Below are 11,764 nucleotides of genomic sequence, written 5' to 3'. Positions count from 1 at the left end.
CTGTTGCCAAATGTTGTCAACTTGTTTTTTTGCCTGATTTTCCGTTCATTTTCATACATTTTTAGCACAAATGATGAAAATGCGGCGGGAACGTCACAATGCATAAAGTTTTGAATATAATCCTACATGCATAAACGCTGCATACCTTGTATCCTTTCCGCAGTTTAAAGGCGGTGATAACGCTCCCCGCGCCATTCACCGCCTTTTACCATCTATCCATTTACCATTTAGCGCTTCACTCCGTACCCGGTAACCTTCTCCACCTTGCAGAGAGCTTCCCAGACCATATCTTCCGTAACAGGATAGGGAATATGCTCCATATCCGGGCCGCTGACCGATTCTTTAAGCATATCCTGTAAGGCGCCGCGCTCCAGGGGAACGTCCATCTCCTTAAGGCTCACGGGGATTTCCAGCGTTTGAAGAAGCCGCCTCACTTCCGCAAACTCCTCCGTCCGGCCGTCCACCATAAGCTGTATCAGGAGCCCGTAGCCGACCAGATCGCCGTGCAGAAAGCGCTCCGCCACTCCCGGAACCAGATCTAGGCCATAGCATACGGCGTGGGCAAGAGCACAGTTATAGCAGTCTTCCACCATATGGGATACAAGCCCTGTATTCACCGTAATTGCCAGCACGGCCTGAGTAAAAGCATCGCCTGCCCTCCCCTGTTCAAATTCCTCAAGCGCCTTTCCCGCATATGTATGAATCCGCTCATAGCAGAGATTGCTGATCTCGCGTCCCAGAGCCGAGTGATAGTCCAGTTCATCCCCTCTGGCTGAGAAATGGCACTCAAAGTATTTTGCAATGGTGTCGCCCATGCCCGCACGAAAATATTTTTTCGGCGCATGAATCATGATATCAGTATTGATAAAGCAATGAACGGCGGGACGTTCAAAGAAATAGAAGCTGTCAAATCCGCCGTCCTGCCGGTATACGACAGACAGCGCCGCCATCGAGGCACAGTTGGATGGTATCGTCGGAAATGTGAATACCGGAACTCCCAGCTCATGGGCCGTGCCCTTCGCCGTATCCATTGCCTTTCCGCCGCCCATGCCGAATACCATGTCTATTTTCTGGTCCTGATAGAGGCTGCTGAGTTCCCTGATTCTCTCATAGGTACATTCTTTTCCATAGATAACGGTATCCACGATTTCCAGCCTGCTCTTTGTCAGTGTCAGAGCGCCGTCCAGAAAAGGGCGGCCCTTCATCATGCCAGTCTCTCCTCCTATTAAAAGCACGCGTTTGCCATAGGGAGAACAGAAACGGTCCACCTGGTAATAGGCGTCGTCACCGATTGTATAACCCGCAAAAAGTTTTGTCACTGCTTTCATTTTCTGTCCTCCGACTGTTTTCTGACATCCAGATACTCCGCCCTGTACTGCTCCATCAGACGGCAGCTTGCATCAAAACGCTCCGCCTCCTCCTGTGACAATACAGGGATAATCCGTTCCACAATTCCTCCTGCCCCTGTTACGGACGGAATACTGGTGTAGATCACCGGGCTGTCCGCAGTCCTTCTGTATTTACCCGAACAGGGGAGCGCCTGGCGTCCGTCCGTCAGAATTGACCGGATAAGTTCTGCCGCGGCCGCTCCGATTCCGTATTCCGTGCTGCCCTTTCCAACAAGAATCTTCCATCCCGCTTCGATGGTGGCTTTCTCTACCTCCGCCTTATCGAGGCTTCCGTACCGCTCCGGACTTTCCTTCTCTAGTTCTGTCAGGAAACGGCCGCCGATCCGCACCTGTGACCAGACCGGAACCTGGCTGTCGCCGTGTTCTCCCACGCAGAATGCCTCCACACCGGACGGGGCGATGTTAAGCGCCTGTGCCGTCCTGATACGGAAACGCGCCGAATCGAGCGCCGTACCCGTCCCCACTACGGGAAGATCAAGGTGCATGGAAAAATAAAGCGCCACCAGATCGCAGGGATTGGTGATGGATACAATCACACCCTGAAAGCCGGAGGATTTAATCTCCGGGATAATCCTGTCCGCAATATTCAGGGCCTCCTCCAGCTCTTCCAGCCGGTTTTCCTTAAATATCGCTCCGCAATAGCTCAACACGCAAATGTCGGCGTCCCGCAGTTCCTCATAGCCTCCGTTTCGGACCGTTGTATTTTTACCTGTATAGCATGCCGTATCCTGAAGATCCACCGCATGGGCCCAGGCCTTGTCCTCATCTGTATCCAGCAGGACAATCTCCTCACAGATATCCTGCATCATCAGGGCGCTGGCCACATGGGCACCGACATGGCCCGCACCGATAATCACCGTTTTTCTTTTTGACATCGTCTTTCTCCTCGTTCACGTGGTTTAAGGTGTCTCCTGGGGAAGAAATATCTTGAACCGTATTTCTCCATTATTATAAGGAGGGAGGGGGCAGGTGTCAATGAGAAAAAAATCAGAAGATGGAGGATGACGCCAGGGTTACTGTTCCCCCATCTCCGGGAGCGGGGGCGGAGTTTCCATGTTTCTCTCTTCGTGTTTTACTTCTGTACACCGCAGAATAGTGCAGTACAGTGAAATCAGGGCGGAGGAAAGGAGGATTCCGGCTATGATGTCGGTGAACCAGTGAACTCCTGATATCAGTCGTCCTGCTGCTGTTACAATGATAATCAGGGCGGAGATTGTATCTGCTGTCCATAACAATGTTTTCTTTTTAACCAGATAATAATGAAACTGGATTATTGCCGTTACCATGATACAGATGACGATCATGGTGTGGGAGGAAGGGAATGATGCTTCCAGCTTTTCAGACAGGAGGATTGGCCTGTAGTTGACAATTTTGGTTTCGAAGTATACGTATACCGCGATGACGGTGATGTAAAATGCGCCGAGTAACAGAATGCGGGCGTCTACTTTTTTGATGCTTCTGCGCCTGATGAGCTGGAGCAGGCCTAAGACAGCGAAACCGAGGGCGACGGCTATGGCGGCGAGGCCCAGGTAGTCGGTGATGGTGTACCAGATCAGATTGACACCGAAAAACTTAAATACCGCCTGATTTATGGAGGCAAAGCCTACCGTGGACTGCCCGGGTCCAACCGGCTGGACGTCAAAGGTCTTTACCATAACCGTAAAAAGCAGGAAAATCAGAAACAGGGTTCCCGTGATGAGCAGTGATTTTTTTGTTTTCTTTTGCATTGTAAATCTTCCTTTCTTTTGCTGTGATAATTTTTCTGCAGACTGCCCTTTGATTATCTGTCCCTGCGGCCTTAAGAGCAAGAAACCTGCCGTCACAGCGGCAAAAGGCCCCCGACACCTTTCGTGTCGGAGGCCTTTTTTCAAGGATTTAAGACTGTTTTGCCTGAATTTGTTTCAACAGGATAAATATTTTTACGGAGAAAAATAAAAACAGCAGCACTGTCACATATGGTTCCCTCGCCGCGGCAAAAGCGCAAATCGCCGCCGCTCCCCATGCAATTGAACATTTGGCGGTGATGCCGCACCACGGTTCTTTGTCCAGGCGGATCAAGATAAGTTTTACAATTCCCAATGCGATCATGAGTATAAAAACCGCCCAATAAATCATCTGGTTTATCTCTGCCGTATCCGTAAAGGAAAGAAGACTGACGAAATAAATATGACCATCCTCCAATCTTCCGTACAGGGGCAGAAAAATAAACGCCGCTGCCATTATATCAATGATTCCTCCGATGAGGCCGTAAATCTTTTTCATATTGGAACGGTTTTCGCATTCCGCTAAAGTAATCAGTTCGTCACCTGACAACAGCTCGTCTATGGACACTGAAAAGAATTTGGAAATACATTTTAGCGAGTCGATATTAGGATAGCCCTTGCCGCTTTCCCATTTGGATACGGCCGTCCTGGATACATAGAGCTGCTCCGCAAGCTGTTCCTGTGTAAGATTGTGTTGTTTTCTGAGCTGTTGCAGCTTTTCATTAAATTCCATTCAAGCCTCTCCTGTCGTTTTTTATTGTTTCTGTGTCTGAGGATTCCCACCGCCTGCACAGACGGCTGGGTCCGTATTACCGGCTCAGTCAAAGACCCTTTTAAAGTATACAGGAACCGCAACAGAAAAAGCAATGGAATCTTTTGCAGCCGCTTTATCATGGTTCCTGTCTACTCCATCCCCAGTAACACGCTGCGCGATGCACAGAAACATAAAATGACTTCGTAAAATGACTGCCCGCCCTCACGGATTGACTTTCCCTGTCCTGTCATCTACAATAAAAGTGTCTGTCCCGTCTTTTTCACCGTTTCGCGCCATGTAGCTAGGGATATCCGCGCACGGCACGCAGGAAACTCCCTGCGGGACACTATCTGCACAGTATCCTTTAGAGAAATATTTACAATATGGAGATTAAATTATGGAAACAATCAATATGAAAATTGAAACAATACCGGCCGTTCTCTACGGAAAACCGTCTGACAATGTGTACCTCTTTGTCCATGGTAAAAACGGCTGTAAAGAGGAAGCGGCCGGGTTTGCCCCTACGGCGGAAGCCAGAGGGTGGCAGATGCTTGGTATTGATCTCCCCGGACATGGGGAACGCAAAGCAGAGGGGGAGCGTTTTCTTCCCTGGTATACGGTTCCCGAGCTGAAAACCGTTATGCAGTATATTGGACAGCATTGGAAGGAAATGGCCCTGATGGCAAACAGCCTCGGCGCCTGGTTCAGTATGATGAGCTTTCAGGACATACCGTTTAAGAAATGTCTTTTCATCTCACCGGTTCTCGATATGGAACGGCTGATCCGTGATATGATGATGTGGGCCTCCGTTTCTGAAGACGAGCTCCGGGAAAAACAGACTATTCCCACGAATTTTGGCGAGACACTGTCGTGGGAATATCTGGAATATGCTAAAAATCATCCTGTGGCAAAGTGGGATGTCCCGACTGAAATCCTGTATGCAGGTAAAGACAATCTGACCGGGCGGAGCACCGTGGATGCTTTCACGGAAAAATTCGGCGCCGGTCTCACCGTTATGGAAGAAGGAGAACACTGGTTCCACACACCGGAGCAGTTGGATGTGCTGGCAGGGTGGGCCGATAAAATGATATAAAAAGCTTATCTGTCCGGTTCGCCTCAAAAATGGATATTAATAAAGTCATATGTAAACATAATCGCATCCTGTGTCAATGTTTCACAGGCGTGCGGCGGATCGTCTTCCCTGAATCCTCCCGGCCTTAAGTCACGGCATTTCAGGGAACCAAATTTGCCGATAAAGCAATCGGCAAACTCATAGCAGATCCGTGCTGTCTCTCTATCTGTCTTCCCCTTCATCCGGCCATAAATTCCTATAAACATAAGAGAGCCCTCAACCAGGCCGCACTGCGCCCGGTAGCCGCCTGCACCATGCAGTCCAATCGCCGCGGCCAGCGTCTGTTCCTGAAGTGTGGCTTCAAAACATTCGGCCAGACAAATCAGCGTGGTTCTGGCACAGTTGATATCCTGCTGCCAGTATAATTCGTGTACCTTCTGTCTGATCAATTCTTCTTTTTCCATCTATAATCCCCCATGTGACCCTTATCTCACCGGCTCATAATCAATCTGTGATTCCTCGTCTGTGGCTTCCAGCTTGAAGATAACAGGACGCAGACCGTCGTTGCAGCTGCAGATCGCCACCCCCGGTTTTCTAATCCAGTCGCCATAATAAAAAACTTCATTCCCCGCGCCATGGGCCAGGGCAAAGGCATACTGGTAAATGGCTTTCCACGCCTCGTCGCAGAATCCTTCCGGCTTTGCGTAATCTGCGTAAAAAATCTGCCCCTCCCGGAGCATCGGACAGGCCGACAGGCCCTCCGCACCATATTCTTTTGCCAGTTCTTCATCTAATGTTGTCTTTAAAACCGTTATCTTCACTTTTCTCATATGGATTCTCCTCTCCTATCTGCCTGTTTTCATCCGGACCTTCAGCCCGGACTTCCTGTCGGTTATATAAATAATAATTCCAGCAGGTCTTCCGAAGTGAATGTGTCTCCCTCCCAGACCTCATCTGAGAATGCCCCCAGATTTTCAAGGGAATACTCCAGTTCCCGGGAATAATACCGGATAATTTCAATCTGCTCCTCCGCCGTCACACCCCTGCTTCCGGCATATTTTTCCATGTCAAACAATCTGATAACCAGAATGCTTACCACGGTAAATGCGGCTCTGGAAAGAAGGTCACAGTCAAAGCAGGATTTCAGATAATACCGGTATGTAAAATAGACGGCGAGATGTTCATACTGATACTCCCGCTCTTTAAAATACGCTGCGAATTCCTCCCTTTTTGCAAGGACAGACTCAAGCGTTCCTTCCAGATGCCCAAGCAGCTCGGGCCACTGTTCTGAAACCGGCTCCAGCGTACGCAGAAACTTTAGTATTACCCGGTATCTGTCGGCCGCCACTGCAAAAATCCCTTCTTTTTCCGAAGCTAAAAGCCCCGGTCCACCACTCTCCGTTACAAGGTTTGCGCTCCTGTTCCCGTCGTCTTCCCTGCAGTCTTTCAAAAGCCCGGAGACAAATTCCGGATCCCTGTATTCTTCCGCCACCTCACGGATCCACTCCGACGTCTGTGCCCTGACTTCTCCTCCTGCCTGAACTCTGACCGGCGCTCCTGTATCTATTCCACCGCTGTCTACCTGCGGCGGATTTTCCTGATAATCGGCGTATATACTCAGATAATCCTGGATATCCTCTGAGAGCATCAGGTAGAGGGCGAGTCTTTCATTCAGTGGAATTTCCCTGTTCTGAAGCAGTTCAAATGCGGTTTCACGTGCTGCCAGCAGCCCGGCAAGAAGAGGATCCCGGAACGCCTCATCCCACGATTCGCTTTCCTGCAGCTCTTCCAGTTCCGTCACAAACTCTGCTTTTTTAGAAGATTCCAGGATAAGACCTGCCGCCGTCTCGCAGCACAAGCCCACCCCCTTCTCCGTCAGCCCATCAAACCATTCGTAATATCTCGGGTGTTCCCTGCATATATCACAGAGGCTCTCTTCTCCCAATTCCCGTATAATCTCGCAGAGGTTGTCCTGATCCAGAAACGGACAGCGCTCCCCCTGGAGAATAAAATGAGGAGGTTCTCTGTCAGAAGGAGATTTTCTCTCTGACGGAGGTTCTTCAGCCTGAACTTCCTCCGTCTGAATTCCTTCTCCTCCCGGCCATGAAATCATCTCCCGAAGCTTTTTCCCCAGCTCCCCGGAAACATTCTTATATCTCCCGGCCGTCTTTTCATCAATGTCAATTTCCCAGCCGATGCAGCAGTTGTCGCTGCAGGCCGAAGCCGTGCACCTGAAACGGTCAAAGTAATCCGGTTTACGTACCAGTGTTCTCTTTTTACCACTCACCTCTGTGTGTTCCCTCTTCCAGCATTTTATTGTATTCCTCCCATGGGACGTACCTTCCTCCCATGCTCTCAAGATGCTCCGTATGAAACTGGCAGTCGATAAACAGGAACCCGTTCTCTTCCAGTATCTGCGCCAGGGCAATCAGGGCCGTCTTGGAACCGTTCTCCTTCTCGGAGAACATGCTCTCACCGAAAAAACATTTTCCGATGGACACACCGTAAAGCCCGCCAGCCAGTTTTCCATCTTCAAAGGCCTCCACGCTGACGGCCCAACCCTTCTCGTTCAGCCTGTAATAAGCCTCTTCCATCTCATCCGTAATCCAGGTTCCCTCCGCATTTTCCCGTTTCATCCTGCAGCGGTGCATCGTATCCCGGAAGTCCCGGTTCATGCAGAGTTTGATATCATGCTTTTTCATATACTTTTTCATGGAACGTGAAACATGAATCTCCCCCGGAAATATCAAAAACCGTTTCTTCGGGCACCACCACATTATCTCATCTTCCGGATTATACCACGGGAAAATACCGTACATATAGGCAAGAAGGAGGCGTTCCATCGACAGATCGCCTCCAACTGCCAGGAGTCCGTTATCCTCGGCAAGAACCGGATCCGGAAAGCTGATTTCCTTTTCAGATAAACGATATACCGGCATCTCTTTTAACCTTTCCTCTTTCCAGCCCTGATGGTAAAAGCGCCGTCTGTGCAGTCCAACAGACAGTCACCGCCCCGTTTCAGGCTGCCGAACAGGATTTCATCCACCAGCAGCGGTTTGATTTCGCTCCCGATTACGCGCTCGATTTCCCTCGCTCCGTACTCCTGGCTGATTCCCTTCTGTTTCAGGAGGGTTTTTGCTGCATCGGTCACGGTAAACTGAACCTTTTTGTCATCCAGCATCGTTCCCAGCTCCCTCAGTTTTTTATCTACAATAGCGGCCGCCATCCTGTCATCCATTGCGTTAAAGACAACAATCCGGTTAAGCCTGTTGCGGAACTCCGGCTGGAATGTCTTCTTGACCTCATCCATAATAATATCGGACTTCACCGTCCGTTCGCCAAAACCAATCTGGGATTTTCCTATCTGGCTGGCTCCCGCATTGGAGGTCATAATCAATATAATATTTCTGAAATCCGCTTTTCTTCCCTGGTTATCGGTCAGCGTCGCATAGTCCATCACCTGGAGCAGGATATTGTAAATGTCGGGATGGGCCTTTTCGATCTCATCCAGCAGAAGCACCGCATGGGGATTCTTTCTGATTTCCTCCGTCAGAAGGCCGCCCTCCTCATATCCCACATACCCGGCGGGCGCTCCAATCAGCTTTGCCACGGCATGCTTTTCTTCATATTCACTCATATCATAGCGGATCAGCCTGATTCCCAGTTCCTGTGCAAGTGTTTTCGCAATCTCCGTCTTGCCGACGCCGGTAGGGCCGACGAACAGCAGGCTGGCCAGCGGTTTTCCCGCTTCGAGGAGTCCTGCCCGTGAGAATTTGACTGCATTCACCACCTGTCCCACGGCCTCGTCCTGACCGAAAACATGTGTGGAAATCCTGCGGTCCAGCGTCGCAAGTTTCTTCACTTCGTCGATCTCCACCACCTGTTTGGGAATCTGGCAGGTCTTTGACAGTATCTCGTCAATCAGCCCTTTTCCTACGGTCTGCGTCTTCTGCTCCTGCGGATGGAGGCGTCTGTATGCACCGGCCTCATCGATGAGGTCGATAGCCTTGTCCGGCAGATAACGTTCATTGATATATCTGGCGCTCATTTTCACCGCATATTCCAGGACGCCTTTGCCATACTTGACGCCGTGATATGATTCATAGTGCTTTTTCAGCCCCTCCAGGATTTTCACCGTATCCTCTTCGGACGGTTCCTTAATCTCGACGTTCTGGAACCGTCTCACAAGGCTCTTACTCTTCTCAAAATGTTTTTTATATTCCTCATAGGTAGTGGCTCCGATAAAACGGATTTCCCCCGCGGCAAGGTATGGCTTCAGCATATTGGAAACATCAAAACTGCCCCCGTTCACCGCTCCCGCGCCTACGATGTTATGGATTTCATCGATATAAAGGATCGGCTTTTCTTCTTTCATGACACCGTCCATAATCTCACGGAATCGTTTCTCAAAATCGCCCCTGTACTGGGTTCCTGCCAGCAGGGTTCCGAGATCAAGGGTAAAAATCGTGGCGCCTTTTAACGGATCCGGCACCTTTCCTTCCTCTAAAAGCCGTGCCAGCCCATAGACAATAGCGGTTTTTCCAACTCCCGGTTCACCAATGTGGAGCGGGTTGTTCTTCTCCTTCCGGCACAGGATCTGCATGGTCCGTTCCAGTTCATCCTCACGGCCAATCAGGGGATTTACCCCCTCCAGGTTCTCATTCAGACAGGTCACGTAACGGCGCCATCTGCTGCTTTTGCCGGTCTGGCCTTCCTGGGCTTCGCCCGCATCCTGACCGCCGGCTTCATCACCGGTTCCGGACGGCTCTACCTCTCCCCGGCCTCGGGCAGATTTATCTTCCGCACTTTTTCCACGGCCGTTTCCAGAGTCCTGCTTTCCGCGGCCGGAACCGTTTTTCTCAAGTTCTCTCTGGGCTTTTCTCTCCTGATAACGTTCATAAATCCCATCATAAATCTCCGAAAGTTCCTGGAGCAGGGCCGTCTTTCCCACTCCCTGGCTTTCCATATAATAGATGGCATAGCTTTCTTCCAGCGAATAAAAACCATATACGAGATGGGCGAGTTCCACCGCATCTTTTCCACAATTATCGGCCGTCTCCTGTGCCCGGATCAGCACGTTTTCAAAACCGGCCGTCATCTCCGGTCTCTCTTCATCAAATGTATGCTCTTTTGCCGCAGAATCTTCCGGGTCGTCTTCTTCCTCCGGGCCGTCGTCCAGACTGCCCGCAGCCATATGCTGCTCCAGATATTCCCTCAGGTTCTGCCTGAGCATGTCCGTATCTCCTCCGCAGTTTTCAAAAGCTTCCCGGAACGTATCCTGGGCTGCAATCTCATATAACAGCAGTTCGGGAGTTACATATTCATGGTGTTCCCGCACCGCTACGTCAAAAGTCAGGTTTAATATATCCGCCACTTCTTTTGTCACTCTCATTTTATGATGCCTCCTTCGTGGGTCCAAATCATGAGTCTTTCTATTGTTCTTCCACCGTCAGCCGGAAAGGATACCCCTCCTCCTCGGCCAGGGCTGTCACTGTTCTTATCTTTGTCAGGGCAATGTCATAAGAATAAGCGCCCACGACGGCTTTCCCGCCCTTGTGCACCATCATCATCAGCATGACAGCCTCTTCCTGTCTCTTGTTAAACACCTCCATCAGAACCTGTACTACAAAATCCATCGGAGTATAGTCGTCGTTGTGCATGATAACGCTGTATCGTTTTGGTTCTCTGACCTGTGATTTTATCTGCTGTTTTACTTCTCCCTGGGTTGACATCTGAAACACCTTCCATTACTTAATATTATCACGGCTGCGCCGCAGTCCGGCCTTCGGATGGGTACAGCATCAGTTTCATATAGTATAATATACTTGCATAAAAAAAGACAGGAAAAAAAGTGGGAGATATGGTATATTTAGTAACAGTTGATTAGCAGAAATAAAAACCAGCAGAAAATAAAATAGAAAAGAGGTAATCAATATGGCATCGACTGCAAAAATCGGTTTTATCGGCTTCGGCAACATGGCACAGGCTATCGCCGACGGCCTTTTATGTAAGAATGTAACCGCCCCGTCACAGATTTACGCCTGTGCCGCCAACTGGGAAAAGCTGTGCCGCAACGCGGAGCAGAGAGGGATTACTCCCTGCCGGACCGCAGAAGAGACGGCTGAACATTCAGATATTGTGGTTCTGGCTGTTAAACCCTACATGATAGCGGAAGTAACCGCTCCCATTAAGAACATCCTGAAGGATAGAATCGTTATCTCCGTAGCCGCGGGCTACCCGTTCGAAAAGTATGAAGAAATCCTGCTGCCGGGAACCCACCATCTGAGCACGATTCCCAACACTCCGGTCGCAGTCGGCGAGGGTATCTTTATCTGCGAAAACCGCCACTCCCTGACCGATGATGAACTAAATTTGGTACAGGAACTTTTCTCCCGTATTGCCCTGATGCAGTTTGTTGAGACAAGCCAGCTTTCTATTGCCGGAACCGTCAGCGGATGCGGCCCTGCCTTTGCCAGCATGTTCATGGAGGCCCTGGCCGACGCCGCAGTAATGCACGGTCTCACAAGAGCCACCGCTTACAGTCTGGCCGCCCAGATGATAGCTGGAACCGGAAAACTTCAGTTAGAAACAGGGGAACATCCGGGCGCTATGAAGGATGCCGTCTGCTCCCCCGGCGGAACTACCATCAGGGGCGTTGCCGCCCTGGAGCGCAGCGGCCTCCGTGCTGCCGTGATCGATGCCATTGATGCCGTCGAAGGACCTGTAACGCAGTAACCGCGCGCAACGCGCGGGTTTCTGCCGTCAC

At 50.3% G+C, this 11,764-nt stretch carries 12 protein-coding genes; 2 read left to right on the top strand and 10 right to left on the bottom strand.

What is annotated here, in order from left to right:
- Positions 1-227: 227 nt before the first annotated feature.
- The 4 genes from EJL91_RS23740 to EJL91_RS23725 all read right to left on the bottom strand — a co-directional run bounded on the left by EJL91_RS23740 (position 228) and on the right by EJL91_RS23725 (position 3,905).
- On the bottom strand, positions 228-1,328 hold the full coding sequence (locus EJL91_RS23740) for an iron-containing alcohol dehydrogenase family protein (RefSeq protein WP_125144459.1): 1,101 nt from the start codon (positions 1,326-1,328) through the stop codon (positions 228-230).
- Positions 1,325-2,284, bottom strand: a complete 960-nt coding sequence (locus EJL91_RS23735; RefSeq protein WP_125144458.1) for a lactate/malate family dehydrogenase — start codon at positions 2,282-2,284, stop codon at positions 1,325-1,327. The genes EJL91_RS23740 and EJL91_RS23735 overlap by 4 nt, the downstream gene beginning before the upstream one ends.
- Positions 2,285-2,422: 138 nt before the next feature.
- Entirely contained in the window at positions 2,423-3,136 is a 714-nt protein-coding gene (locus tag EJL91_RS23730; protein WP_125144457.1) for a phosphatase PAP2 family protein, read from the bottom strand.
- 148 nt (positions 3,137-3,284) lie between these two features.
- A complete protein-coding gene (locus tag EJL91_RS23725; protein ID WP_125144456.1) occupies positions 3,285-3,905 on the bottom strand; it encodes a helix-turn-helix domain-containing protein in 621 nt (206 codons plus the stop codon).
- 418 nt (positions 3,906-4,323) lie between these two features.
- Here EJL91_RS23725 and EJL91_RS23720 point away from each other — a divergent pair, with 418 nt between their 5' ends.
- Positions 4,324-5,019: an alpha/beta hydrolase gene (locus EJL91_RS23720; protein WP_125144455.1), complete on the top strand. Its 696-nt coding sequence runs from the start codon at positions 4,324-4,326 to the stop codon at positions 5,017-5,019.
- Between the two features lie 23 nt (positions 5,020-5,042).
- Here the strand turns inward: EJL91_RS23720 and EJL91_RS23715 are convergent, their stop codons facing one another.
- The 6 genes from EJL91_RS23715 to EJL91_RS23690 all read right to left on the bottom strand — a co-directional run bounded on the left by EJL91_RS23715 (position 5,043) and on the right by EJL91_RS23690 (position 10,730).
- Positions 5,043-5,462, bottom strand: coding sequence for a C-GCAxxG-C-C family protein (locus EJL91_RS23715; RefSeq protein ID WP_125144454.1), 420 nt, complete (start codon positions 5,460-5,462; stop codon positions 5,043-5,045).
- A gap of 21 nt (positions 5,463-5,483) precedes the next feature.
- Positions 5,484-5,828, bottom strand: coding sequence for a TIGR04076 family protein (locus tag EJL91_RS23710; RefSeq protein ID WP_125144453.1), 345 nt, complete (start codon positions 5,826-5,828; stop codon positions 5,484-5,486).
- 62 nt (positions 5,829-5,890) lie between these two features.
- The gene (gene fliB / locus EJL91_RS23705) at positions 5,891-7,285 is read right to left on the bottom strand and encodes a flagellin lysine-N-methylase (RefSeq protein ID WP_125144452.1); all 1,395 of its coding nucleotides are present in this window, start codon (positions 7,283-7,285) and stop codon (positions 5,891-5,893) included.
- The gene (aat, locus tag EJL91_RS23700; protein ID WP_125144451.1) at positions 7,275-7,937 is read right to left on the bottom strand and encodes a leucyl/phenylalanyl-tRNA--protein transferase; all 663 of its coding nucleotides are present in this window, start codon (positions 7,935-7,937) and stop codon (positions 7,275-7,277) included. Before aat ends, fliB begins: the two co-directional genes overlap by 11 nt.
- 5 nt (positions 7,938-7,942) lie before the next feature.
- Positions 7,943-10,390: an AAA family ATPase gene (locus EJL91_RS23695; RefSeq protein WP_125144450.1), complete on the bottom strand. Its 2,448-nt coding sequence runs from the start codon at positions 10,388-10,390 to the stop codon at positions 7,943-7,945.
- Positions 10,391-10,430: 40 nt separating this feature from the next.
- A complete protein-coding gene (locus EJL91_RS23690) occupies positions 10,431-10,730 on the bottom strand; it encodes an ATP-dependent Clp protease adaptor ClpS (RefSeq protein WP_125144449.1) in 300 nt (99 codons plus the stop codon).
- Positions 10,731-10,932: 202 nt separating this feature from the next.
- Here EJL91_RS23690 and proC point away from each other — a divergent pair, with 202 nt between their 5' ends.
- Positions 10,933-11,733 carry a pyrroline-5-carboxylate reductase gene (proC, locus tag EJL91_RS23685; RefSeq protein WP_125144448.1) on the top strand — a complete coding sequence of 267 codons (801 nt, stop codon included), beginning with the start codon at positions 10,933-10,935 and terminating at the stop codon, positions 11,731-11,733.
- Positions 11,734-11,764: the final 31 nt, after the last annotated feature.

The organism is Clostridium transplantifaecale (assembly GCF_900626075.1).
GTDB lineage: Bacteria > Bacillota > Clostridia > Lachnospirales > Lachnospiraceae > Otoolea > Otoolea transplantifaecalis.
The sequence above is the reverse complement of the archived record's forward strand: the minus strand, read 5'-3'. Positions and strand labels throughout refer to the sequence as shown.